This window comes from Mixta hanseatica (genome assembly GCF_023517775.1).
Taxonomy (GTDB): Bacteria; Pseudomonadota; Gammaproteobacteria; order Enterobacterales; family Enterobacteriaceae; genus Mixta; species Mixta hanseatica.
Window position 1 is genome coordinate 4,119,979 of sequence record NZ_CP082904.1, and the last position, 24,135, is coordinate 4,144,113.

Annotated in this window: 22 protein-coding genes and 1 pseudogene; 13 read left to right on the top strand and 10 right to left on the bottom strand. The window is 53.7% G+C overall.

Translation table 11 applies throughout. The features are described 5' to 3' along the window. Window positions 1–4: 4 nt before the first annotated feature. A complete protein-coding gene (rpmE, locus tag K6958_RS19505) occupies window positions 5–217 on the bottom strand; it encodes a 50S ribosomal protein L31 (protein ID WP_249892629.1) in 213 nt (70 codons plus the stop codon). A gap of 216 nt (window positions 218–433) precedes the next feature. Here rpmE and priA point away from each other — a divergent pair, with 216 nt between their 5' ends. The 7 genes from priA to rraA all read left to right on the top strand — a co-directional run bounded on the left by priA (window position 434) and on the right by rraA (window position 8,593). Continuing rightward, on the top strand, window positions 434–2,629 hold the full coding sequence (gene priA, locus K6958_RS19510; protein ID WP_249892630.1) for a primosomal protein N': 2,196 nt from the start codon (window positions 434–436) through the stop codon (window positions 2,627–2,629). A gap of 188 nt (window positions 2,630–2,817) precedes the next feature. Next, the gene (gene cytR, locus K6958_RS19515) at window positions 2,818–3,843 is read left to right on the top strand and encodes a DNA-binding transcriptional regulator CytR (protein ID WP_249892631.1); all 1,026 of its coding nucleotides are present in this window, start codon (window positions 2,818–2,820) and stop codon (window positions 3,841–3,843) included. A 176-nt stretch (window positions 3,844–4,019) separates the two neighbouring features. Further along, window positions 4,020–4,967 (top strand): cell division protein FtsN, encoded by a 948-nt coding sequence (gene ftsN, locus K6958_RS19520; RefSeq protein WP_249892632.1) that lies wholly within the window; start codon window positions 4,020–4,022, stop codon window positions 4,965–4,967. 90 nt (window positions 4,968–5,057) lie between these two features. Continuing rightward, on the top strand, window positions 5,058–5,588 hold the full coding sequence (hslV, locus tag K6958_RS19525; protein ID WP_103060717.1) for an ATP-dependent protease subunit HslV: 531 nt from the start codon (window positions 5,058–5,060) through the stop codon (window positions 5,586–5,588). 11 nt (window positions 5,589–5,599) lie between these two features. Then, a complete protein-coding gene (gene hslU, locus K6958_RS19530) occupies window positions 5,600–6,931 on the top strand; it encodes an ATP-dependent protease ATPase subunit HslU (protein ID WP_249892633.1) in 1,332 nt (443 codons plus the stop codon). A gap of 159 nt (window positions 6,932–7,090) precedes the next feature. After that, a complete protein-coding gene (locus tag K6958_RS19535; RefSeq protein ID WP_249892634.1) occupies window positions 7,091–8,011 on the top strand; it encodes a 1,4-dihydroxy-2-naphthoate polyprenyltransferase in 921 nt (306 codons plus the stop codon). 96 nt (window positions 8,012–8,107) lie between these two features. Continuing rightward, window positions 8,108–8,593: a ribonuclease E activity regulator RraA gene (gene rraA / locus K6958_RS19540; RefSeq protein WP_085072261.1), complete on the top strand. Its 486-nt coding sequence runs from the start codon at window positions 8,108–8,110 to the stop codon at window positions 8,591–8,593. A 109-nt stretch (window positions 8,594–8,702) separates the two neighbouring features. Here the strand turns inward: rraA and zapB are convergent, their stop codons facing one another. Then, window positions 8,703–8,942, bottom strand: coding sequence for a cell division protein ZapB (gene zapB / locus K6958_RS19545; RefSeq protein WP_085069362.1), 240 nt, complete (start codon window positions 8,940–8,942; stop codon window positions 8,703–8,705). Window positions 8,943–9,381: 439 nt separating this feature from the next. Between zapB and K6958_RS19550 the strand changes: the two genes are divergently transcribed. The 3 genes from K6958_RS19550 to glpX all read left to right on the top strand — a co-directional run bounded on the left by K6958_RS19550 (window position 9,382) and on the right by glpX (window position 12,892). Further along, window positions 9,382–10,239 carry an MIP/aquaporin family protein gene (locus tag K6958_RS19550; protein ID WP_249892635.1) on the top strand — a complete coding sequence of 286 codons (858 nt, stop codon included), beginning with the start codon at window positions 9,382–9,384 and terminating at the stop codon, window positions 10,237–10,239. A 30-nt stretch (window positions 10,240–10,269) separates the two neighbouring features. Next, window positions 10,270–11,784 carry a glycerol kinase GlpK gene (gene glpK / locus K6958_RS19555; RefSeq protein ID WP_249894741.1) on the top strand — a complete coding sequence of 505 codons (1,515 nt, stop codon included), beginning with the start codon at window positions 10,270–10,272 and terminating at the stop codon, window positions 11,782–11,784. A 97-nt stretch (window positions 11,785–11,881) separates the two neighbouring features. Continuing rightward, window positions 11,882–12,892, top strand: coding sequence for a class II fructose-bisphosphatase (gene glpX, locus K6958_RS19560; RefSeq protein WP_249892636.1), 1,011 nt, complete (start codon window positions 11,882–11,884; stop codon window positions 12,890–12,892). Window positions 12,893–12,895: 3 nt separating this feature from the next. On the opposite strand, the gene emrD is transcribed toward glpX, so the two are convergent. Beyond that, window positions 12,896–14,074, bottom strand: a complete 1,179-nt coding sequence (emrD, locus tag K6958_RS19565; RefSeq protein ID WP_249892637.1) for a multidrug efflux MFS transporter EmrD — start codon at window positions 14,072–14,074, stop codon at window positions 12,896–12,898. A gap of 303 nt (window positions 14,075–14,377) precedes the next feature. Between emrD and fpr the strand changes: the two genes are divergently transcribed. Beyond that, a complete protein-coding gene (gene fpr, locus K6958_RS19570) occupies window positions 14,378–15,124 on the top strand; it encodes a ferredoxin--NADP(+) reductase (protein ID WP_249892638.1) in 747 nt (248 codons plus the stop codon). On the opposite strand, the gene K6958_RS19575 is transcribed toward fpr, so the two are convergent. Then, entirely contained in the window at window positions 15,115–15,567 is a 453-nt protein-coding gene (locus K6958_RS19575; RefSeq protein WP_249892639.1) for a DUF805 domain-containing protein, read from the bottom strand. The two genes, fpr and K6958_RS19575, sit on opposite strands and share 10 nt — an antisense overlap. A 103-nt stretch (window positions 15,568–15,670) precedes the next feature. Here K6958_RS19575 and K6958_RS19580 point away from each other — a divergent pair, with 103 nt between their 5' ends. Next, complete coding sequence (locus tag K6958_RS19580) at window positions 15,671–16,273, top strand: DUF1454 family protein (protein WP_249892640.1); 603 nt, start codon at window positions 15,671–15,673, stop codon at window positions 16,271–16,273. A gap of 124 nt (window positions 16,274–16,397) precedes the next feature. After that, window positions 16,398–17,162: a triose-phosphate isomerase gene (gene tpiA, locus K6958_RS19585; protein ID WP_249894742.1), complete on the top strand. Its 765-nt coding sequence runs from the start codon at window positions 16,398–16,400 to the stop codon at window positions 17,160–17,162. A 40-nt stretch (window positions 17,163–17,202) separates the two neighbouring features. Here the strand turns inward: tpiA and K6958_RS19590 are convergent, their stop codons facing one another. The 6 genes and pseudogenes from K6958_RS19590 to cpxP form a co-directional block, all read right to left on the bottom strand. Next, window positions 17,203–17,958, bottom strand: a complete 756-nt coding sequence (locus tag K6958_RS19590) for a CDP-diacylglycerol diphosphatase (RefSeq protein ID WP_249892641.1) — start codon at window positions 17,956–17,958, stop codon at window positions 17,203–17,205. A gap of 80 nt (window positions 17,959–18,038) precedes the next feature. Further along, complete coding sequence (locus K6958_RS19595) at window positions 18,039–19,028, bottom strand: sulfate ABC transporter substrate-binding protein (protein WP_249892642.1); 990 nt, start codon at window positions 19,026–19,028, stop codon at window positions 18,039–18,041. Between the two features lie 140 nt (window positions 19,029–19,168). Continuing rightward, entirely contained in the window at window positions 19,169–20,131 is a 963-nt protein-coding gene (pfkA, locus tag K6958_RS19600) for a 6-phosphofructokinase (protein WP_085069343.1), read from the bottom strand. 218 nt (window positions 20,132–20,349) lie between these two features. After that, on the bottom strand, window positions 20,350–21,246 hold the full coding sequence (gene fieF, locus K6958_RS19605; RefSeq protein WP_249892643.1) for a CDF family cation-efflux transporter FieF: 897 nt from the start codon (window positions 21,244–21,246) through the stop codon (window positions 20,350–20,352). A gap of 436 nt (window positions 21,247–21,682) precedes the next feature. Further along, window positions 21,683–22,708: pseudogene (locus tag K6958_RS19610) on the bottom strand (glycosyltransferase family 9 protein). Between the two features lie 762 nt (window positions 22,709–23,470). Continuing rightward, window positions 23,471–23,986, bottom strand: coding sequence for a cell-envelope stress modulator CpxP (gene cpxP, locus K6958_RS19615; RefSeq protein WP_249892644.1), 516 nt, complete (start codon window positions 23,984–23,986; stop codon window positions 23,471–23,473). Window positions 23,987–24,135 lie beyond the last annotated feature (149 nt).

The window sequence follows — 24,135 nt, forward strand, 5'->3', positions numbered from 1 at the left end:
AAACTTATTTGCTGCCCGGAATGCTGAAGCGTTTGTTGAAGCGCTCAACACGACCACCGGTATCAACAACACGCTGTTTGCCGGTGTAGAACGGGTGGCACTGGCCGCACACGTCCAGGTTCAGATCGTGACCCACGGTTGAGCGAGTTTTGATCACATTACCGCAAGAACAAGTTGCAGTAATTTCAACATACTTAGGATGAATACCTTCTTTCATGGGGTAACCTCAGTAAAGGCCGTGTCGCTCTCCCGCGCCAGGAAAAACCTGCGCCGGCACCACACGTGGATTGAACATTCTGGTGATTTTTGATGCCATATTTCGCACCAAAGGCGGCGAACTATACAGAAAATAACCGCCCAATGCAATCGAATCCGCACATTTATGGCTACACAGTGTACACTACGCCGTTCAACTCTTTTTACGGATAACGTCATGCCCGTTGCTCAGGTCGCGCTGCCCGTTCCGCTCGCACGCCAGTTTGATTACCTGCTTCCCGCTCATCTGCACCCAGTGCCTGGCGGGCGCGTTCGCGTGCCCTTTGGCAACCGCAAGGCGATCGGCATCGTTGTCGGCATCAGCGAGCAAAGCGATCTGCCAACCGAACAGTTGAAAAGCGTGCTGGACTCGCTCGACAGCGAATCGCTGTTTCCCCCTTCGCTATGGCGCATTCTGCACTGGGCCGCCGACTATTATCACTATCCGCTGGGCGAGGTGCTGTTCCATGCGCTGCCGGTACTGCTGCGCCAGGGGAAACCGGCGCAGGAAACGCCGCTCTGGCAGTGGTTTATTACCGAGCAGGGGCGAGAAACCGCGCCGGAAAGCCTGAAACGGGCGCCGAAACAGCAGCAGGCGCTGGCCGCGTTACGCCAGCAGCCGCTTTATCGCCATGAAATTGCCCAGCATGATCTGGCCGACGCGGCGTTGCAGGCGCTACGCGCTAAAGGCTTGTGCGACCTGCGCGAGCATTTGCCTGCCCGCCAGGACTGGCGCGACAGCTTCGCCGTTAACGGCGAACGGCTGCGACTGAATACAGAGCAGGCCTTAGCGGTGGGGGCGATCCGCAGCGAAGATGAGCAGTTTGCGCCCTGGCTGCTGGCCGGGATCACCGGCTCAGGCAAAACGGAAGTCTACCTTAGCGTACTGGAAAATGTACTGGCCCGTGGACGGCAGGCGCTGGTGCTGGTGCCGGAAATCGGCCTGACGCCGCAAACTATCGCCCGCTTTCAGGCGCGCTTTAACGCCCCGATCGACGTCCTGCACTCCGGCCTGAACGACAGCGAACGTATGGCCGTCTGGCTACGCGCGCGTCAGGGCGATAATGCCATTGTGATCGGCACCCGCTCCGCGCTGTTTACGCCCTTCGCTCGCCTGGGCGTGATCATTATTGATGAAGAGCATGACAGCTCTTACAAGCAGCAAGAGGGATGGCGCTATCATGCGCGCGACCTGGCGGTTTTCCGCGCGCGTGAGGAAAATATCCCTATCGTGATGGGTTCGGCGACGCCTGCGCTGGAAACATTGCATAACGTGCAGAGCGGAAAGTATCGTCAGCTCAATTTGAGTAAACGCGCCGGTAATGCGCGCCAGGCGACGCAGCAGCTGATCGATTTAAAAGGCGTTCAGCTGCAGGGCGGCCTGTCGCCTGCGCTGATTCAGCGTATGCGCCTGCATTTACAGGCGGACAACCAGGTGCTGCTGTTTCTTAACCGTCGGGGTTTCTCACCGGCACTGTTATGCCATGACTGCGGCTGGATTGCCGAATGCCAGCGTTGCGATCACTATTACACACTGCATCAACAACAGCGCCAGCTGCGCTGCCATCATTGCGATAGCCAGCGTCCGGTGCCGCGCCAGTGCCCGCAGTGCGGCTCGACGCATCTGGTGCCGGTGGGCCTTGGTACCGAGCAGTTGGAGCATAATCTCCAGAGTTTATTCCCCGGCATACCGCTCTCGCGCATCGATCGTGACACCACCAGCCGCAAAGGGGCGCTGGAGCAACATTTGGCCGACGTGTTTCGCGGCGGCGCGCGGATCCTGATTGGTACGCAGATGTTAGCGAAAGGGCACCATTTTCCCGATGTGACGCTGGTATCGTTACTGGATGTTGATGGCGCGCTCTTCTCGGCGGACTTTCGCGCCGCGGAGCGCTTTGCTCAGCTCTATATTCAGGTCGCCGGCCGTGCCGGCCGTGCTGGCAAACAGGGCGAAGTGCTGCTGCAAACCCATCATCCTGAACATCCGCTACTGCAGATCTTATTGCATCAGGGCTACGATGCATTTGCCAGCCAGACCTTAAGCGAGCGGCGGAGCGTGCAGCTGCCGCCGTTTACCAGCCATGCGCTATTTCGTGCCGACGATCACGATAACCAACAGGCGGCGGCATTTTTACATCAGCTGCGCAACCTGCTGGAGGCGAGCCCGTTCCGTGATGAGCCGTTGTGGATTATGGGCCCGGTGCCTGCGTTGCAGGCTAAGCGCGGCGGACGCTATCGCTGGCAGCTGCTGTTGCAGCACCCGTCGCGTGTTCGACTACAGCAGCTGCTTAAAAGCAGTCTGCCGTTAGTTTCCACCCTGCCGCTGTCGCGTAAGGTGAAATGGACGCTGGATATTGACCCAACGGAAAGCTAACGCTCCCTGCTTGTAAGGTTTGCGAGCTGGATCGAAAAACCTCGAATAAGTCACATTTTTTATGCAATTAAGGTAACGGCACCTCATACAATCTGTTAAAAATGTGATGGCCGTCAGCTTTAATCGCAACAAGCGCAGCAGGCGACAGACGACATATTATTATTCAGGCCGGTGTAAGGAGATAAGCGTTGGAGCAGAACCAGGAGTCGACGGCAGCTACTATGAAAGATGTGGCTGAGCGTGCGGGGGTTTCAACCGCCACCGTATCCCGCGCACTGATGAACCCTGAAAAGGTCTCAGCGACAACCCGCCAAAAAGTTGAGCAGGCGGTAATTGAAGTGGGCTACTCTCCTCATGCTCTGGCGCGCAATGCCAAACGCAGCGAATCACGCACTATTCTGGTTATCGTTCCCGATATCTGCGATCCCTTTTTTAGCGAAATCATTCGTGGCGTTGAAGTAACGGCGGCCGCTGAAGGCTATCTGGTGCTGATCGGCGACTGCGCGCATCAGAATCAGCAGGAAAAAACCTTTCTGAGTCTAATGCTGACGCGCCAGATTGACGGCATGGTGCTGCTCGGCTCCCAGGTGCCTTTCGATACCGGCGTGGAAGAGCAGCGCGGTTTACCGCCGATGGTCATGGCCAATGAATTCTCGCCCGATCTCGAATTGCCGACGGTACATATCGATAACCTGACCGCCGCCTTTGAGGCGGTGAACCATCTGTGGCAGCTGGGCCATCGCCGCATCGCCTGCATTGCCGGCCCGGAAGAGATGCCGCTCAGCCACTACCGTTTGCAGGGCTATATCCAGGCGCTGCGCCGGCATGGACAGGCGATTGAACCACGCTACATTGTGCGCGGCGATTTTACTTTTGAAGCCGGCTCCGCGGCGTTTAAGCGGCTGATGGCATTACCGCAGCCGCCTCAGGCGCTGTTTTGCCATAACGATATTATGGCGCTGGGCGCGATGTCGCAGGCGAAAAGCATGGGGCTGCGCATCCCGCAGGATATCTCTCTGGTTGGTTTTGATGATATCGAACTCTCACGTTACAGTGATCCACCACTGACCACTATTGCGCAGCCGCGCTTTGCTCTGGGACGCGAAGCGATGCTGCTGTTGCTGGAGCAGCTGCAGGGACGCACCGTGAATAACGGCTCGCGCCTGCTGGAGTTTGAACTCAAACTGCGCGGAAGCACAATGCACGCCAGCTAAGCGCATCCACGCTCCTGATCGGTCAGTTTCAGCAGATTCTTAAACGACTCACCGCTGGTCAAACTTCCAGCCCTTGAGTAACATGGCGGGCTAATAGCTGGATAGCTAAAGCGTTGCGCTAACTTAGCGCGTTTTATCCAGCGGGCATTTTCTTCTTTGAATTAGCGGAACGATTAGTGGCACAAAAAGATTATGTAGGCCGCGGGCGTTCGACAGGGACGCGTCGCAAGAAAAGTAATAGCCGCAGCAAGAAACGCAACGGCAGCTCCGGCGTTTCAAAAATAATGATAGGGCTGGCGGTAGCGGTGCTGGTGGCATTCGCGGGCGGGCTGTGGTTTATCGCCCACCATAAAAAAGAAGAGACGCCGGTAATCCCGGATCATAAGGTCAGCGGCAACGGGCTGCCGCCGAAGCCGGAAGAGCGTTGGAAATATATTAAAGAGCTGGAAAACCGTCAGCTTAGCGTGCCCACACCAAAAGAGCCTTCCGCTGGCGGCGAAGTTCAGTCGCAGACTCAGCTTACTGATGAGCAGCGTCAACTGCTGGAGCAAATGCAGGCCGATATGCGCCAGGCACCGACTCAGCTAAACGAAGTCCCGTGGAATGAACAAACGCCGATGCAGCGCCAGCAGACGCTACAGCGTCAGCAACAGCAGCTGCAACAACAGCAGTTACAGCAGCAGCGCCTTGAACAACAGCAGCGCGCTCAACAGCAGCAGCGCCTTGAGCAGCAGCAACGTCTACAGCAACAGCGTGTTCAGCAGCAGCAAACTACTCAGCAAACCCATATGCTGCCGCAAAATGGATCTCAGTCGGTAAACGCGCCGAAGTCGCAGGATAACAGCCGCGTTAAACCGCAGGAAACGGCTAAAGCCAAAGCGGTGGAGAAAGAGAAGTCGCAGCGCTGGATGGTGCAGTGCGGCTCGTTTAAAGGCAGCGAGCAGGCGGAATCAATACGCGCCCAATTGGCCTTTGAAGGTTTTGAAAGCCGGATCACCAACGGCGGCGGCTGGAACCGTGTGGTTATCGGGCCTTACAACAGCCGCGCCAGCGCCGACAGCACGCTGAAACGCCTGCGCAGTTCCGGTCATTCTGGCTGTATTCCTCTCGCCGTTGGGGGTTGAAACCCTCCAAACCTGCCCCATATCTTGTTGCATTATGCTTCGCGCCACGCAGCGCGAAGCGCTTTTTCCACTGTAACAAGGGGTCTGCCCGTGACAACGATAGTAAGTGTACGACGCAACGGCCACGTAGTAATTGGCGGTGATGGCCAGGCTACGCTCGGTAATACCGTAATGAAAGGCAACGTCAAAAAAGTGCGCCGTCTCTACAATGATAAGGTGATTGCGGGTTTTGCTGGCGGTACAGCCGATGCCTTTACGCTGTTTGAACTTTTCGAGCGCAAGCTGGAAATGCATCAGGGCCATTTGGTTAAAGCCGCGGTGGAACTTGCTAAAGACTGGCGTACCGACCGCATGCTGCGCAAGCTTGAAGCGCTGCTGGCGGTGGCGGATGAAAACGCCTCTCTGATTATTACCGGTAATGGTGATGTCATCCAACCTGAAAACGATCTGATCGCGATTGGCTCCGGCGGCCCGTACGCTCAGGCGGCGGCACGCGCCCTGCTGGAAAATACCGAGCTTAGCGCTCGCGACATTACCGAAAAAGCGTTGGGTATTGCAGGTGACATTTGCATCTATACCAACCACAATCTGACTATTGAAGAATTAGCGTCCAAGGCGTAAGGATCGAAACTATGTCTGAAATGACTCCGCGCGAGATTGTCAGCGAACTGAACAGATTTATTATCGGCCAGGATGGCGCCAAACGTGCTGTGGCGATCGCCCTGCGCAACCGCTGGCGTCGTATGCAGCTGGACGAAGATCTGCGCCATGAAGTTACGCCGAAAAATATTCTGATGATTGGCCCGACCGGCGTAGGTAAAACCGAAATCGCCCGTCGCCTGGCCAAACTGGCTAACGCGCCTTTTATCAAGGTAGAAGCCACCAAGTTCACCGAAGTTGGCTACGTAGGTAAAGAAGTGGATTCTATTATTCGCGACTTGACCGATGCGGCGATGAAAATGGTACGCATGCAGGCGATTGAACGAAATCGCTACCGCGCAGAAGAGATGGCTGAAGAGCGCATCCTCGACGTGCTGATCCCACCGGCTAAAAATAACTGGGGCCAGCCGGAGCAAAATGCTGAGCCATCCGCCGCCCGCCAGTCCTTCCGTAAAAAACTGCGCGAAGGCCAGCTGGATGACAAAGAGATTGAAATCAATCTGGCCGCCGCGCCGATGGGCGTGGAAATCATGGCGCCTCCAGGCATGGAAGAGATGACCAGCCAGCTGCAGTCGATGTTTCAGAACCTGGGCGGCCAAAAGCAGAAGCCGCGCAAGCTGAAGATCAAAGAGGCGATGAAGCTGCTGGTGGAAGAGGAAGCGGCCAAGTTGGTTAACCCGGAAGAGCTGAAAGAAGAGGCGATCGAAGCGGTTGAGCAACACGGTATCGTGTTTATCGATGAGATCGACAAAATCTGTAAGCGTGGCGAAACCTCAGGCCCGGACGTGTCACGTGAAGGCGTGCAGCGCGATCTGCTGCCGCTGGTGGAAGGTTGTACCGTTTCTACCAAGCATGGCATGGTGAAAACTGACCATATTCTGTTTATCGCTTCCGGCGCCTTCCAGGTTGCCAGCCCATCGGATCTGATCCCGGAACTGCAGGGCCGTCTGCCGATTCGCGTAGAACTGCAGCCGCTCACCGTGAATGATTTCGAACGCATCCTGACCGAGCCAAGCGCTTCCGTTACCGTTCAGTATAAAGCGCTGATGGGGACCGAAGGCGTGAATATCAGCTTCACCGAAGATGGCATTCGCCGTATCGCCGAAGCGGCCTGGCAGGTTAACGAAACCACCGAAAACATTGGTGCGCGTCGTCTGCATACGGTACTGGAGCGTCTGATGGAAGATATCTCCTATGATGCCAGCGATCGCAACGGCGACAGCATTACCATTGATGCCGCGTATGTTTCGCAGCATCTGGATCAGCTGGTGGCGGACGAAGACCTTAGCCGCTTCATTCTGTAACCGCTGTTTTTTCTTAATAAGGAGGCTACGGCCTCCTTTTTTTATTTCCGCGATGCCCTCGTTAAACCACGCCGACTTGACGAAGATTAAGATGTTTTTCACCAGCCGCCGTAGACTCCTTCTACCCCTTTTTGATTAAACTCAGCGGCGGTCTCGCTTATGGAACATATTCAACGGGCAACGTTCTTTCACTTCCGCGCCTGGCTGGAAAGCCTGCGTTTACGCACTCTGCCGCTGGCTTTCGCCTCTATTCTCACCGGCTCCGCGCTGGCCTGGTGGCAAGGAACATTCAGCCTGCCTGTCGCCCTGCTCTGCTTCTTCACCAGCGGCCTGTTGCAGGTGTTATCTAATCTGGCTAATGATTATGGCGATGCGGTAAAAGGCAGCGACGGCAGCACGCGTCTGGGCCCGCTGCGCGGCATCCAAAAAGGCGCGATAACCTTAGCGCAGCTGCGAGCGGCGATGATTATCGCTACCGGGATGGCGCTGGTTTGCGGCATCTTACTGATTGGCTATGCCTGCAATACGCTAAGCGATATGTTTAGCTTTCTGCTGCTGGGCGCGCTGGCGGTTGTCGCGGCGATCGCCTACACCGTGGGCAAAAAGCCTTATGGCTACCTGGGCCTGGGCGATTTATCGGTGCTGATATTTTTCGGCTGGCTGGCCGTTAGCGGCAGCTTTTACCTGCAAAGCCACTTTATCGAGCCGCTGGTGCTGCTGCCTGCGACAGCCTGCGGCCTGCTGGCGGCGGCGGTACTGAATATTAATAACCTGCGCGATATTGAAACCGATCGTCAATGCGGCAAGATGACGCTGGCGGTACGTCTGGGGGCCGATAACGCCCGGCGCTATCATATTTTGCTGCTGAGCGGCGCACTGCTCTGTTTTGCCACCTTTGCCTGCCTGGGGCGCCCAGGCTGGGGAAGCTGGCTTTTCCTGCTCGCTGTGCCGCTGTTCTGGCAGCAGGGACGCTATATTCTGCGTGAAACCTCGCCCGTCGCCATGCGTCCTATGCTGGAGAAGACAGTCAAAGCGGCGCTATTAGCGAACGTACTGTTTTCTATAGGGATGCTGCTTTGATTGATGTACCGCAACTTTTCTACCGTTGATGATTTTGCCAACAACTTAAATAAAGCGATATACTTAGCGCTCCTGTGGCAAACAGACGAAAACCCTATGAAATACGATACTTCCGAACTCTGCGACATCTATCACGAAGATGTAAACGTGGTAGAGCCCCTTTTCTCCAATTTTGGAGGTCGCACCTCGTTTGGCGGCCAAATCACGACAGTGAAATGTTTCGAGGACAACGGCCTGTTATACGACTTGCTGGAAGAAAATGGCCGGGGTCGTGTGCTGCTGGTAGACGGTGGCGGATCGGTACGGCGCGCATTGGTTGATGCTGCGCTGGCGCAACTGGCGGTGCAAAACGAGTGGGAAGGCATCGTGGTTTACGGTTCGGTTCGTCAGGTTGACGATTTGGAAGAGCTGGATATTGGCATCCAGGCTATCGCCGCTATTCCGGTTGGCGCCGCGGGCGAAGGCATCGGCGAAAGCGACATCCGCGTTAATTTCGGCGGCGTCACCTTCTTTTCCGGCGACCATCTTTATGCAGACAATACCGGTATTATCCTGTCGGAGGATCCGCTGGATATTGAATAGTGGATTCCTACCCCGCTCCAGAGCTTTTCGCCAGGGCGGATAACGGACAGCAAAAACGGGTGCCTGGGCACCCGTTTTTTATGTTCGATGAAAGCAGCATCCGTGCGGATTAGACTTCTTCCATCTTACCTAACAAAGCCCGCAGGCGTTCCTGCCACTGAACCTGCTCTTCTTTCAGGTGCTGATTTTCACGCACCAGCGCTTCACTGTTTCCCGAGGCCTGCTGTACTTCATGTTTCAGGCTATTGTTCTGTTCTTTCAGCTCTTCAATTTCCATCTGCAGCAGCGTGATGGTATCAATCGCCTGCTGTACTTTTGCTTCCAGTTTCTCGAATACTTCAAATGACATTCTATGACTTCTCCTAATCGCAAGGCGTAGATGATGCCAGCCGCAGACGACGAGACATCACAAAAATTCGTAAAAGACCCTAACACTCCGATTGTAAGTAGCCACACAGCCCAAGTCCAGCGGCGAACCGTTGTGAAGCGCAGTATGTAACAATTTTCAGCATATGCCGAAAGCCGCGTAACGGTTAATCCGCAATAATGGCGCATTTGTTAACAAAACGAGCGTAACGCACGACCAGCGAGCGCAAAAACGCGATTAAATAGCGGGTAAAGACGCGAAAACGCGCATTTTTTTGATGCACCACACAGTTTTAACGTTCGCTATTTCTCGTTTATGCGCGTTAACGATAAATTCACAACAGCCCTACAATTGTTCGGGCAGCTCAATGGAATGAAAACAACGATTGATAAAATTTAACCTCGCCTTCAGGAATCTCATTATGAGTCAGACAGCAACGAGCACACTTAAAGGTCAGTGCATTGCCGAATTTCTTGGAACCGGCATGATCATCTTCTTCGGCGCTGGCTGTGTCGCCGCAATGAAGCTGGCCGGCGCCGCTTTCGGCCAGTGGGAAATCTGTATTATCTGGGGCCTCGCCGTTTCCATGGCTGCCTATATGACCGCAGGCGTTTCAGGCGCGCATCTGAATCCTGCTGTCACCGTCGCGCTTTGTCTGTTCGCCAACTTTGAAGGGCGCAAGGTCGTACCTTACATTGTGGCGCAGATCGCCGGTGCCTTTAGCGCCGCAGCGCTGGTGTACGGGCTTTATTACAATTTGTTTATCGATTATGAAGCCAGCCATCAATTAATGCGCGGCAGCGTAGAAAGCCTCGATCTGGCAGGTATTTTCTCCACCTATCCTAATCCGCATATCAGCGTAGGTCAGGCGTTTTTAGTTGAGATGGTGATCACCGCCGTCCTGATGTCGGTCATTATGGCGCTGACCGATGACGGCAACGGCGTACCGCGTGGCCCGCTCGCTCCGTTACTGATCGGCCTGCTGGTCGCCGTTATCGGCGGCGCGATGGGCCCGCTGACCGGCTTCGCGCTGAATCCGGCGCGTGACTTCGGCCCAAAAATTTTCGCCTGGCTGGCAGGCTGGGGCAACGTTGCCTTTACCGGTGGCCGTGATATCCCTTATTTCCTCGTGCCGATTTTTGGCCCGCTGGTCGGTGCCTGCCTGGGCGCATGGGGTTATCGCTCACTGATTTGCCGTCATCTGCCCTGCAACCTTAACATCACGCAGGATATTAAAGCGGGAAAGCCGGTCGCACGCGCTGAGCAACGTAAAGCGTAACAGTGTTCAATCTTTGCACATCAGGAATTGATTATGTCTACAGATAAAAAATATATTGTCGCGCTCGATCAGGGCACCACCAGCTCCCGCGCCGTAGTTCTCGACCATGACGCCAACATCGTAGCCGTCTCTCAACGCGAATTTACCCAGATCTACCCGAAAGCGGGCTGGGTTGAACATGATCCGATGGATATCTGGGCTTCTCAAAGCTCCACGCTGGTTGAAGTCCTGGCGCATGCCGATATTCGTTCCGACCAGATTGCCGCTATCGGCATTACCAACCAACGCGAAACGGCCATTGTCTGGGATAAAGAATCCGGCAAGCCGATTTATAATGCGATTGTCTGGCAAGATCCGCGCACGGCCGACTACTGTGAAAAGCTGAAAAAAGAGGGGCTGGAAGAGTATATCCAGCACACCACCGGTCTGGTCATCAACCCTTACTTCTCCGGCACTAAAGTAAAATGGATTCTTGATCATGTCGAAGGCGCCCGCGAGCGCGCGAAGCGTGGCGAACTGCTTTTCGGCACCGTAGATACCTGGCTTATCTGGAAAATGACTCAGGGTCGGGTGCATATTACCGACCATACCAACGCCTCACGTACCATGATGTACAACATTCATAAGCTGGAATGGGATCAGCGCATGCTGGATATCCTCGACATTCCGCGTGAAATGCTGCCAGAAGTGAAGTCTTCTTCTGAAGTGTATGGTCAAACGAATATCGGCGGTAAAGGCGGCACGCGTATTCCTATCGCCGGTATCGCTGGCGATCAACAGGCGGCGCTGTATGGTCAGCTCTGTGTGCTGCCGGGTATGGCGAAGAACACCTACGGTACCGGCTGCTTTATGTTGATGAACACCGGCGCCGAAGCGGTAACTTCTACGCATGGCCTGTTAACCACCATCGCCTGCGGTCCGCGCGGCGAAGTAAACTATGCGCTGGAAGGTGCGGTATTTATCGGCGGCGCAGCGATTCAATGGCTGCGCGATGAGATGAAGCTGATCAGCGATTCTGCCGACTCAGAATATTTCGCGATGAAAGTAAAAGATTCAAACGGCGTATATATGGTTCCCGCTTTTACCGGCCTCGGCGCGCCTTACTGGGATCCCTATGCGCGCGGCGCACTGTTCGGCCTGACGCGCGGCGCCAACGCCAACCATATTATTCGCGCGACGCTGGAATCGATCGCCTGGCAGACGCGCGACGTGCTGGAAGCGATGCAGAACGACGCCAATACGCGCCTGCAGTCGCTGCGCGTTGACGGCGGCGCGGTCGCTAATAACTTCCTGATGCAATTCCAGTCCGATATCCTCGGCACGCGCGTAGAGCGGCCGGAAGTGCGTGAAGTTACTGCGCTGGGAGCAGCTTATCTTGCCGGTCTGGCGGTGGGCTTCTGGAAAGATCTGGATGAAGTGCGTGCTAAAGCAGTGATTGAACGCGAATTCCGCCCCAGCATTGAAACCACCGAGCGTAACTATCGCTATGCCGGCTGGCGGAAAGCCGTGGCCCGCGCTCAGGCCTGGGAAGAACACGACGAATAATGCTGTAGGCCCGCGTCGCCGGTCGGCGCGGGCTTTTCTCTCCCCTTCTCCCCGCTGTGATACACTTTCGCCTCATTTGTTTTTTCAGAGGCTGGTCATGAAACGAGAACTCGCCATTGAATTTTCCCGCGTTACCGAAGCTGCCGCTCTGGCAGGCTATAAATGGCTAGGTCGCGGCGATAAAAATCAGGCTGACGGCGCCGCCGTCAATGCCATGCGCATTATGCTCAATAAGGTTAATATCGACGGTCAGATTGTCATCGGAGAAGGCGAAATCGATGAGGCCCCGATGCTCTATATCGGTGAGAAAGTCGGCACTGGCAATGGCGATGCCGTCGATATCGCTGTCGATCCGATTGAAGGCACGCGTATGACCGCCATGGGTCAGGCGAATGCGCTGGCGGTGCTGGCGGTCGGCGACCGCGGAACCTTCCTGCATGCGCCCGATATGTATATGGAAAAGCTAATTGTCGGCCCGGGCGCGAAAGGTCATATCGATCTTAACCTGCCGCTGGAAACTAACCTGAAAAACATTGCCGCCGCGTTAGGTAAAACGCTCGACGCGCTAACGGTGACTATTCTGGCGAAGCCGCGGCATGATGAGGTAATTAAGCAGATGCAGCAGCTGGGCGTGCGCATCTTCGCGATTCCTGACGGCGATGTCGCCGCGTCCATTCTGACCTGTATGCCCGATAGTGAAGTGGATGTGCTGTATGGCATCGGCGGCGCGCCGGAAGGGGTGGTATCCGCGGCGGTGATCCGTGCGCTGGATGGCGATATGCAGGGCCGTTTGCTGCCCCGGCATGAGGTAAAAGGTGAAAGCGAAGAAAACCGTCGTCTGGGCGAGCAGGAGCTGGCGCGTTGCCAGGAGATGGGTATCAACGCCCGTCAGGCGCTGACGCTGGATATGATGGCGCGCAACGACAACGTGATTTTCGCCGCTACCGGCATTACCAGCGGCGACCTGCTGAAAGGCATTACGCGCCAGGGAAATATCGCTACCAGTGAAACCTTGCTGATCCGCGGTAAATCACGGACCATCCGCCGTATCCAGTCGATTCATTATCTCGACCGTAAGGATACGGCGCTGCATCAGTGGATTTTGTAAAGATCAAACCGCCTGCGGTTCAGGGTCTTTGGACAGCGGCCACCAGCACAGCAGCATTAGCACGGCGGTCGCGCACATTAACATCCCCAGACTAAACTGGCTGTTTTGCGGCAGCATCGCTGACAGCCAGGCAACCAGCCCGGAGCCCAGGTTCTGCAGCCCGCCGATGAGCGCGCCAGCCGTACCCGCCAGCCAGGCGTAGGGCTCCATCGCACCGGATGTCGCCAGCGGAAACATCATTCCTGCGCCAAAGAAAAACAGTGATGCCGGCACCAACAGCGTCCAGATATTCATAATGCCAAACCAGGCGGGCAGCCACATCAGAACGCCGGCCAGCAGGCAGCTGTTTACCGCATACCACATCAGCGTATGGAAGCTTTTCTCATCACGTCCTGCAAACCAGGCGCCGAAAAAGGCCGCCGGGATCGGCAGAATAAACAGAATGCTGATCGTCATCGCATCCAGCCCCAGCACGCCGCCCATCAGGATGCCGCAGCTTGCCTCATAGACGGCAATTCCCGCCAGCGCGCCAATAAGCATAACCAAATAACGTACAAAGATGCGATCGCTCAGCAGCGGACGATAACGTGAAAATAACGGTCGCATCTCGCCCGTCGGAGGCCGGGTTTCCGGCAGCCAGCGCGCCATTGCGCCCGTTACCAGCAGACACAGCAGCAGCAGAAAGGCAAAGCAGGCGTGCCAGCCAAACAGATGCGTCAGCGTCGCGCCAATCATTGGCGCCGCCAGCGGGCTGACAAGAATCCCCATATTCAACAGGCTGTTTGCCTGACGCAGCGCGCTACCGGCATAGAGATCACGCGGCATGGTGCGCGCCATCACGCCCGCCACGCCGGTGCCTAAGCCCTGTAGCGCGCTGGCGGCAATCAGCCAGTCAACGGAAGGCGCCAACAGCGCACCCAGCGCGCCGAGCATAAAAATAGCCATGCCCGCCAGGATCACCGGCTTGCGTCCTACGCTATCGGAGAGCGGCCCGTAAATAAGTTGTGAACCGCCATATGTCATCAGGTATGCGGCCATGACGCGTTGCATTACGCCATCACGTACGTTAAAAGATGCAGCAATGTCAGCCATTGCCGGGACATAAATGGTTTGCGCCATTTGTCCTACCGCCACCAATACAATCAGCATCAGTAACAGATGTCCGTTTTCTATCTTTTTCATAGCCACTTAAAAGAAAGTTACAGGATAAAAGCCCACTATTCGGATGTTATGTAGCAAATTAGCAGGCATTACAGGTTTGATGGCGGCAAAAATACCAGTTTGCCTGAAGAAAGGAATCCGGCACGAATAAGTTTTTTTACCATTCTGCCAGCAGAAATTGCCCATCTTTGTAAAACTAACTATACGGCCGCACAAACTGATAGCGCCTTTTGTCGCTCAGAGCTTTTCTGAGTCCAGCAGGCTGGAAAAAGCGCCCCTGAGTGGCGAAGATAAGCGCAGAGCTAACTGGAAAGAGGATAAGTCATGGCTGAATGGGTTAACGGCAACGTTACGGAGGTTACACACTGGACGGACAGTTTGTTCAGCATCACGGTTAATGCTCCCGTCACGCCCTTTACCGCCGGCCAGTTCGCCAAGCTGGCGTTAGAGATTGACGGAGAACGGGTACAGCGCGCCTATTCCTATGTTAATGCGCCCGCTAACCCCGCGCTGGAATTTTACCTGGTGAACGTTCCGGAAGGTAAATTAAGCCCAAGGCTGCACGCCTTACAGCCCGGCGATCAGGTGATGGTAACCAAAGAGGCCGCCGGCTTTTTTGTGCTGGAAGAGATCCCCGAATGCCAAACCCTGTGGATGCTAGCCACCGGCACCGCTATCGGCCCTTATCTTTCGATTTTGCAACAGGGCGAAGGACTGGCGCGTTTCCAGAGTCTGGTACTGGTGCATGCCGCGCGCTACGCTGCGGACTTAAGCTATCTGCCGCTGATGCAGCAGCTGGAACAGCGCTATCAAGGCCAGCTGCGTATCCAGACGGTAGTCAGCCGTGAAGAGCGTCCCGGCTCGTTAACCGGCCGCATCCCGGCGTTGATTGCCAGTGGCGCACTGGAACAGGCGGTGGGGCTGCCGATGGATGCCGATAGCAGCCATATTATGCTGTGCGGCAATCCGCAGATGGTGCGTGATACCCAACAGCTGCTGAAAGAGACGCGAGCGATGAACAAACATCTGCGGCGTAAACCCGGCCATATCACCAGCGAACATTACTGGTGAGGGCTTTTTTCTGCGCCGCGCTTGCGAAAATAATTGACCCGCTGCGCGGCCTGGCCATAGCGGTTTTCCCCCGCCGAACCGCTCAGCAGGCCTAATTCGCAAAGCATGCCGATAAGGATAAGCGTCGGCACAAAGCGCCCCAGACCTGTATGCCAGCCCGTGCCCAGCACGCCCCAGTTACCTGCCAGCAATATCCAGGCGACCACCAGCAACAGCGCCCAATAGCCGCGTTTGTTACGATCGTGCAGACGCTTCACCAGCACGGCGCTGGCGGGCCACAATAAACAGACCACGCCGAAGGCCGCCATCTGGTTATCCAGTAGATCGTTTGCCGCCAGCGTAAAAAGCGCGGTCATGGTCAACAGCCAGACGATCTGCCAAATCCAGAAGTCTCGCCGTCCCAAACGACCACGATAAGAAAAACACCATTGCTGTAGCGTCATGCTTTCGTCCCGAGGAAAACTAAAAAGGGTTGCCGCAGTTTTTGACTTTGGCGGGTAAAAACCGTTCTAATCTGGGCTGAGTTTACTGGACGGGGCAGAAAAAATGAAGAAAGCGCCAGGCTCTTTGCTGACGCCCATCCCGATACTGTTGGCACTGTTGACGGGCACCGCAGCGCATGCCGTCGAGGTATCGTCGCGTAGTGAAGCGTTACCCACTGCGCCTTATTTGCTGCCAGGCGCGCCAACGTTTGATATGAGTATTGCGCAGTTTCGGGAAAAATATAATACGGCAAATCCTGATTTACCGCTTAGCGAATACCGGGCGATCGACAGCCGGCTGGATAAAAGCACCCTCACGCGGGCAGCCAGTAAAATCAGCGAAACGCTCTATGCTTCCACGGCGCTGGAACCCGGTACCGGGAAAATAAAAACGTTGCAGATTACCTGGCTGCCGATCCCCGGTCCTGAGGAAAAAGCGGCCCAGGAAAAAGCGCTGGCGTATATGACGGCGCTGATGCGCTTTTTCTCACCGACGCGTTCAGTCGAAGATAGCCGCAAGCGGTTAGATGAACTGCTGAGCAAAGGTAAAGGTGCGCGCTATTATGTGCAAACCGAAGGAGCGTTACGCTTCGTGGTCGCCGACAACGGCGACAAGGGGCTGACCTTCGCCGTAGAGCCGATTAAGCTCTCGCTTACGGTGCCGTAAGGGTTGCGCCAAAAATGACGAAAAGCAAAGCCATTCAGGGTTAACATCTCTATACTGTCTGGCAGACATCGCTGCCCTTCGGGCAGTGTACTTTACTGGTATTGCGTTACACGTGGAGGATATGATGCGACATCCATTAGTTATGGGTAACTGGAAGCTGAACGGCAACAAAAAGATGGTCAGCGATCTGATCGACGGCCTGCGTAAAGAACTGAATGCCGTTCAGGGTTGTGGCGTTGCCATCGCCCCGCCAGTGATGTATCTGGATCAGGCGCAGCAGGCGCTGGCCGACAGCCAGATCGTACTGGGTGCCCAGAACGTTGATGTTAACCTGTCTGGCGCATTTACCGGTGAAGTCTCTGCCGAAATGCTGAAGGATATTGGCGCTCGCTATATCATTATCGGCCATTCAGAACGCCGTACTTATCACAAAGAAAGCGATGAGTTTATTGCGAAAAAATTCGCTGTGCTGAAAGAAGCGGGTCTGATTCCGGTACTGTGCATCGGTGAAACCGAAGCAGAAAACGAAGCGGGTAAAACCGAAGAAGTGTGCGCTCGTCAAATTGATGCGGTGCTGGAAAGCCAGGGCGCAGCTGCCTTTAACGGCGCGGTGATTGCCTATGAACCGATCTGGGCGATTGGTACCGGCAAATCAGCTACTTCAGCGCAGGCGCAGGCGGTACATAAGTTCATTCGTGAACATATTGCGAAGAAAGACGCGAAAGTCGCCGAGCAGGTTATTATCCAGTACGGTGGCTCCGTTAACGATAAAAATGCCGCAGAGCTTTTTGCGCAACCGGATATCGACGGTGCGCTGGTTGGCGGTGCTTCACTGAAAGCTGACGCATTTGCCGTCATCGTCAAGGCCGCTGCCGCAGCGAAAGCCTGATGTTCAACGGGCGGCGCTGCCGCCCGTTTCCTGTGACGTCTTAATGCAAAATCGTACAGCTGTGATCCTGCAACTCCTCTGCTGAAGCTCGATTCATCCTCAGCCAGTCACGCTCAATTGCCATTAATGCCAGCCGTCCATCGGATAAGCTTGCCAGCGCCAAACCATATTTACCCATCTCCTGCTGCGCCTGCGGCACTTCCCGCATAAAACGAATAAAACTGCTCTGCTGCGCCAGTTCATCCGGCGTTATGGTGCGGATTAGCCAGCGATGCTGATGCAGCGTTTGCGGCTGCCAGCGCGCGTTCAGCTGCGGCGTTAGCCTGTCCAGCTGCTGTCGCGCCTCACGACTCAGGCAGGAAATATGAATATGTAGCTGGTTTTGCGTGCGGCCATACTCAGAATTAATGGTTAATGAGATCGCGCTATCGGGAACCGCGGCGCCGCGGCGCATCGTCAGCAGCTGACGCTGTTGCCAGGCCAGCGCAACAAAGTTGGGCGTAGCGGGATCCCCTAACGCCGGGCTTTCGATGCCGCAGATACGGGCAACGGGCATTAACAGATACTGTAAAGGACCGTTACGATCTTTCATCGTGACATAGCCAGCGGCCATATCAACGCGCTGACAGGGGCTGGGATCGTTTTTTTGCTGCTGACCCGGCACGCACTGCTGGCTAATGATCTGCCACAGCGCATTGCCGTTATGATGAAAACGCCACGCCGCGAAGGCCAGCGCGATAAGAATAAAGACGATAACAAGCGTAACAATTTTCCGAGCGCGTGCAGGCACTGGCATAGCGACTCCTCCTGATGACCGCTGACAATTCTCGTTACCTTAACGAGAATCGCCACGCTAAATCATCGGAGGATAACGTGCTAGCGTTTCATTACCTGGTCGTAGGTGCCGCCTTCAGCAAAGTGCGTTTTCTGCGCCTGCGTCCAGCCGCCAAACTTATTATCGATAGTGAACAGTTTTAATGGCGTAAAGGTGCTAGCGTATTTCTTCGCCACTTCGGCATCACGTGGACGATAGAAGTTTTGCGCGGCAATGGCCTGTCCTTCCGGCGAATAGAGGTAATTCAGATAGTCATTGGCCGCTTTGCGCGTGTCGCGGTCATCGACCACCCGATCGACAACGGAGACGGTCGGCTCGGCAAGAATAGACTCGCTGGGAGTAACAATCTCAAACTGGTCTTTACCCAGCTTGTTTACCGCCAGATAAGCTTCATTTTCCCAGGCGATCAACACATCGCCAATGCCGCGTTCAACAAAGGTATTGGTTGCGCCGCGCGCGCCTGAATCCTGAACTTCTACGTTCTTATACAGCGCTTTGACAAACTCCAGCGCCTTATTCTGATCGCCATGGTTCTGATCCAGGGCGTAGCCCCAGGCGGCCAGATAGTTCCAGCGGGCGCCGCCAGAGGTTTTGGGATTCGGCGTAATAACCGCAACGCCTGGCTTAAGCAGATCGGGCCAGTCGTGGATCTGCTTGGGGTTGCCCTTACGCACCAGGAAAACGATAGTGGACGTATAAGGCGCAGAGTTATTCGGCAGGCGTTTTATCCACTCTTTATTTACCCGGCCGCGTTCGGCAATAGCATCAATATCGGATGCCAGCGCCAGCGTCACCACATCGGCTCGGATGCCGTTGATTACCGAGGTTGCCTGTTTGCCAGAGCCGCCATGCGACTGGCGAATAACGATATTATCGCCGGTTTCCTGCTTGTAGTGCGCGCTGAACGCTTTGTTATATTGTTCATACAGTTCACGCGTCGGATCGTAAGAAACGTTTAACAGTTCGATATTTTTTGCCAGTACGTTGGTTGATGCCAGTAAAACGGCCAGCCCTACACTCCACTTATTCATCGCACGCTCTCCCGGAAGTTATTAACGAAAGCGTGACATAAAGCTTACGGTGTTTTAAAGAATTAAAAATCGGAGGTTATTACTTTATGGAATATAGGTGGGGAGAATAAGGCGCTGTGTGGACAGCGCCCTGAAAAGCATTAGTAGAGTTTTTTTGCGGTTTCCAGCCAGTCGCGCTTGAACGGGCGCTTCATGTTTTCAATGGCATCGATAATGTCGTGATGCACCATCTTCTCATTCTGGATACCCACGCAGCGGCCACCGTAGCCCTGCAGCAGCAGTTCAATCGCGTAGGCGCCCATACGTGAAGCCAGGATGCGGTCATAAGCGACCGGCGCGCCACCGCGCTGAATGTGGCCCAGCACCGTAGCGCGAGTTTCACGTTTAGTTTCCGCTTCGATATACTTCGCCAGCTCATCGATATCACAGATATGCTCGGTGATTGCCACGATAGCGTGCTTTTTACCTTTCTCAATACCGGCTTTAATTTCCTGTACCAGTTCTTCACGGGTATAAGGGATCTCCGGCAGTACGATAAACTCACAGCCGCCCGCAATCGCTGCCGCCAGCGTCAGGTCGCCACAGTAACGGCCCATCACTTCAACGATGGAAATACGCTGATGCGAAGAAGAGGTATCACGCAAGCGGTCAATCGCTTCAACGACCGTTTCCAGCGCAGTGAAATAGCCAATGGTATAGTCGGTGCCGGCAACGTCGTTATCGATGGTGCCCGGCAGACCGATACACGGAAAGCCCATTTCCGTCAGGCGTTTCGCCCCCATATAGGAACCGTCGCCGCCAATCACCACCAGCGCATCGATATTGCGCTTTTTCATGTTCTCAATCGCGACCTGACGGGTTTCCTCATTACGGAATTCCGGAAAGCGCGCGGAGCCCAAAAAGGTGCCGCCGCGGTTAATCATGTCAGAAACGCTGTAGCGGTCGAGGTTGATCATGCGGTCTTCATACAAGCCGAGATAGCCATCATAAATGCCACAAACTTCCAGTCCTTCACTCAGGGCGGAGCGGACTACACCGCGAATAGCTGCGTTCATCCCTGGGGCGTCGCCGCCGCTTGTCAGTACACCGATTTTCTTGATCATGGCTACCTCTGGACTCAATACTTAATGATGAATTCGTTACGCCGGAAAGGTTCGACGCCCGCTCAGTGTCCGATCTTACCGACTCATAATGGCAAATAGTATATCAAACCCCTGCTGCTGAATTGATTCAGGTCAGACTAGTTTCGGGTAAAATCTTTTACACAATGTGACTTTTCGCCTCGCTCAAAAGCCAGGCTGATATTATTTCACACTTCTGCCTATAAAAAACCCTGCGGCTCGGTACGAGCCACAGAACAGGGATCCTGATGGATAATGATATCAGAGCCAGGAAACTGCTTTAAAAGCGCTTGTTCAACCTGCTCCGCCACGCGATGCGCCTGAATTAATGGCAAATTGTCTTCTATTTCCAGATGGACCTGAATAAAGCGGGTCGGACCGGATTGTCGGGTGCGCAAATCGTGTGCGCCCTGCACGCCGGGCCAGGTGGTGATAATTTTAACAATCTCTTGCCGCTCCGCATCGGGCAACGCGCGGTCAAGCAAGGACTGTACGGCATCATAGCCCATCCGTAACGCGCTAAACAGAATCCAGGCGCCAATACCTAACGCAAAGAGCGCATCAGCGCGGGTAAAGCCATACCAGCTCAGGGCTAACGCCAGCAGAATGGCACCATTCATCAATACGTCAGACTGATAATGCAACATATCGGCACGGATTGCCTGACTTTGCGTTTTACGCACCACCCAGCGCTGGAAAGTGACCAGCAGCAGCGTGGAAACCAAAGCCACCAGCGTCACCACCATGCCGACCAGCGGCGCATGCAGCACACCAGGATTGGCTAAATGCTGAATACCGGTCAGGAACAGAAACAGGGCGGAGCCGGAAATAAACATGCTTTGCGCCAGCGCCGCCAGCGATTCTGCTTTACCATGACCAAAGGTATGTTCCGCATCCGCAGGCTGCAATGAATAGCGCACCACTAAAAGATTAGTTAAAGAGGCGGCAGTATCCACCAGCGAATCGACCAGCGCCGCCAGTACGCTAACCGAGCCGGTATACCACCAGGCGAATATTTTGATCAGTAACAGCAGCACTGCCAGCATCGTTGCTGCCAGCGCCGCCCGGTTAACCAGCCGCGCATAGGAAGCTATCATCCGCACCCCACTAAAAATAAAAGCTAAGTATAAGGGCTATAGCGCAAAAAGTGGCAGGATACCGACTCTGCCCTGACAGTCACTGAGGGTAAAGCCTGCGCAGGATTAAATAAATAAACCAAACTATTATAAGATTTTTGCTGATGACTGAAAAATCATCTTTGGATATTAACACCCATTCTGGCCACCCTTTTAAATCAGGCTAATCCGCCATATAAAAAGCGTTACTGCGTGTTATTCCTATCAGTAAAAGGTTTATCACGCAGCAATGCTATATACTCAAAATAGCATCTCTCGCAAAGCTCATCATCAGTGGCGGTTAAACGCGCCAGCAAACTCTGCATAACGCCGCAGCCAGGGCAATATTTCAGTGAAAGAAAGCGCATAAACTTAAGATGTCATCCATTTTTAAAATTAAGCTGTAACAGCGGCTATTTCATAGCGCTGGTTTATTTATGCCAACCTGCCAGCCAGCGTTAGTATAAATTTCACTAACCAATTGTTCTACGGCTGAAGAAACCGACTCAACTGAAATATCTTTTACCTGTTTCCCTTCATGCAGAAGGATATGTTTTACCCCTATAGGTTACCATCGTTTATATTTCTCCGGCCGTGATTCAAATAAAGCGACAACGGGAATTTGTAGTGCAGACGCAAAATGTACCGGGGCACTATCAGCAGAAACAATCAGGTTAAGATGGGTCATCGCCGCCGCCAGATCGGCAACAGTTGACGTTGTTACCCGCAGCACATTGTCACCATTCATCCAACTAAAAGAAAAGTGGTCCCGTGGCGCAAGGAAAATGATTACTTCATAAGTTCCTGCCAGTTTTTCTGTCAGCGCCTGCCACTTATCCCATGACCAGCGACGATCGGCGCTATTATTTGAGACAAACAATCCTATTTTGGGCTTTGAATTATTTTTAAGCCGCTTGCGCCAGAGAGTGATAAGATCAGTACGTGGATAAATGCGAAGATGTAGTCGGTCAGGATGGGGCTTCGTCAGCTCGGGTAAAAGATTAAAACCGGAAAAGGCTTCATGTTCCATCGTCCGGCTATCAATGTGATGTTGAACCCGATCGTCAAACTCGGTATCGGCATCATGCCATCGGCAATCCGGGACACGCAGCAGCTTAGCAAACCGAATAGAACTCTTGTTCATCCCTCCATTAGGTATAATAAGTAAATCGAACTTAAGTTTCCGCAAGGTAACAATCAGCTTGATTCTATCTATAATCGCGTTCAAAAAACCCGACCTGAGATTTTTTTGATGCTCCTTTGAGTAAACATAATAATGAATTTCGTCAATGTCATTATTATTATCGAGAACGTGCGCATTATATTTATTAGCAAGGACATGGATTTCTGCTTGCGGCCAACGGCTCCGTAAGGACTGTAGTAACGGTGTGGTGCAAATCATGTCACCGAGAAAATCAATGCGAATAACTAAAATCCTTCTTATCTCTTTTTGATCCATTAGGCTTCCTTTAATTACATTACCCATTGTCCTTATACGGCCACCTTAGATAAAACCTCTTACTCATTTATCCTTAGATGATTCAGGAATAACAGGTCTAAAACCGGAACAGGAATAACCGTCTCGGGCGTTTCTGAAAAATATAATTCTCTTTATACCTTATGAGCAAGTTAGTTATTGTAAAACCGCTCGCAAATTCACTTTAAAACCTTATTCACTAGTTACAGTGCAAAACGACAAAGTTTGTCATAATAATTAAATTATAAGATCACTATAAAGACCATTAGCTATAAAATTTATAACTTCTACGAAACATCTTCCTCATGATTTAACGTTCCCTGCCGACGTTATGCTGGCGCTAACGCCCAAAGTAACGGCTAATTTCAATCATTATGGATAAAGGGTATTTTTAAATATTATAATATTGGTGGCGTTTCCCAGAACAAGGGTAAATGGCAGGCGTTAATGGCATGCGCTAGTACTTTTGCAGAGTGAAACGGGTTGTTAAGTAGACAGAAGAAATTGATGTGATCAGGCAAAGCTCAACTGGATGATCCGTTCCTGCAATTCTGAGTCAGGCTTCATCCGACAGGTTATCAGGCGCCTGTGTTAGCCAGTTAGCCAGTTAGCCAGTTAGCCAGTTAGCCAGTTAGCCAGCGGGTAGTAAATCACGGGCAAAAAAAACCCCCTCATCATGAGGGGGAAGACAGGGATGGTGTCTATGGCAAGGAAAACAGGGATACTATGTTACTGGTTACTGCCGGCACTACTCACTTCATGCAGCGGTGAAACCTGCTGCAGATTCGTCAGCCTGCGCAACTCACTCATCCGTTGCTCATGCTTCTGTTGCAAAACAGCCTGTTGCTGCGGCGTTAGCAAGTGATACATCTGATTGCGAATCCGGGCCATCTCGACCTGCCGCGCAACCTGCTCCTGTGCTAACTTTTCTGCCTGAGCCTTTACGGCTGTTTCATTAAACTTTTCTGCAATGACCAGATTATGCAGAGTTTCTAAATCATTTACGTTTACGGGAGGGCGCTCATGTTGCGTTTGCTGCATTAGATCCCGCATCTGCTGACGCTGTTGTTCCGAAAGCTTAATGCCGTCAAACATATGGCTTTGCGAATTTTGCGCTATGCTGCCAGTCATTAATTCGCCCGGCGGATGCATCCCGTCAATCGTCGTAACGTCTGCTGCCCATGCGCTGGAGTAACTAAAAACCACCGAGGCTGAAGCAAAGACGACGGCGGTTACTTTGCGCATCGTTTACTCCCACATTCGTTTGCATCATTTGATTCAACGAGGTCCAGCCTACAGAGATAGCTGCAAACTAGCGTCAGGGGGTGTAAAACTACGTAAAGCGATGGAATGGGGTGGGCGATCACGCTATTTTGCCTGCGGAGGGCTTTAGA

What these genes read in the sequence shown, in the direction of transcription:
- rpmE (WP_249892629.1), bottom strand. Translation starts at nt 217, where the DNA reads ATGAAAGAAGGTATTCATCCTAAGTATGTTGAAATTACTGCAACTTGT.
- priA (WP_249892630.1), top strand. Translation starts at nt 434, where the DNA reads ATGCCCGTTGCTCAGGTCGCGCTGCCCGTTCCGCTCGCACGCCAGTTT.
- hslU (WP_249892633.1), top strand. Translation starts at nt 5,600, where the DNA reads ATGTCTGAAATGACTCCGCGCGAGATTGTCAGCGAACTGAACAGATTT.
- K6958_RS19535 (WP_249892634.1), top strand. Translation starts at nt 7,091, where the DNA reads ATGGAACATATTCAACGGGCAACGTTCTTTCACTTCCGCGCCTGGCTG.
- rraA (WP_085072261.1), top strand. Translation starts at nt 8,108, where the DNA reads ATGAAATACGATACTTCCGAACTCTGCGACATCTATCACGAAGATGTA.
- zapB (WP_085069362.1), bottom strand. Translation starts at nt 8,942, where the DNA reads ATGTCATTTGAAGTATTCGAGAAACTGGAAGCAAAAGTACAGCAGGCG.
- K6958_RS19550 (WP_249892635.1), top strand. Translation starts at nt 9,382, where the DNA reads ATGAGTCAGACAGCAACGAGCACACTTAAAGGTCAGTGCATTGCCGAA.
- glpX (WP_249892636.1), top strand. Translation starts at nt 11,882, where the DNA reads ATGAAACGAGAACTCGCCATTGAATTTTCCCGCGTTACCGAAGCTGCC.
- emrD (WP_249892637.1), bottom strand. Translation starts at nt 14,074, where the DNA reads ATGAAAAAGATAGAAAACGGACATCTGTTACTGATGCTGATTGTATTG.
- fpr (WP_249892638.1), top strand. Translation starts at nt 14,378, where the DNA reads ATGGCTGAATGGGTTAACGGCAACGTTACGGAGGTTACACACTGGACG.
- K6958_RS19575 (WP_249892639.1), bottom strand. Translation starts at nt 15,567, where the DNA reads ATGACGCTACAGCAATGGTGTTTTTCTTATCGTGGTCGTTTGGGACGG.
- K6958_RS19580 (WP_249892640.1), top strand. Translation starts at nt 15,671, where the DNA reads ATGAAGAAAGCGCCAGGCTCTTTGCTGACGCCCATCCCGATACTGTTG.
- tpiA (WP_249894742.1), top strand. Translation starts at nt 16,398, where the DNA reads ATGCGACATCCATTAGTTATGGGTAACTGGAAGCTGAACGGCAACAAA.
- K6958_RS19590 (WP_249892641.1), bottom strand. Translation starts at nt 17,958, where the DNA reads ATGCCAGTGCCTGCACGCGCTCGGAAAATTGTTACGCTTGTTATCGTC.
- K6958_RS19595 (WP_249892642.1), bottom strand. Translation starts at nt 19,028, where the DNA reads ATGAATAAGTGGAGTGTAGGGCTGGCCGTTTTACTGGCATCAACCAAC.
- pfkA (WP_085069343.1), bottom strand. Translation starts at nt 20,131, where the DNA reads ATGATCAAGAAAATCGGTGTACTGACAAGCGGCGGCGACGCCCCAGGG.
- fieF (WP_249892643.1), bottom strand. Translation starts at nt 21,246, where the DNA reads ATGATAGCTTCCTATGCGCGGCTGGTTAACCGGGCGGCGCTGGCAGCA.
- cpxP (WP_249892644.1), bottom strand. Translation starts at nt 23,986, where the DNA reads ATGCGCAAAGTAACCGCCGTCGTCTTTGCTTCAGCCTCGGTGGTTTTT.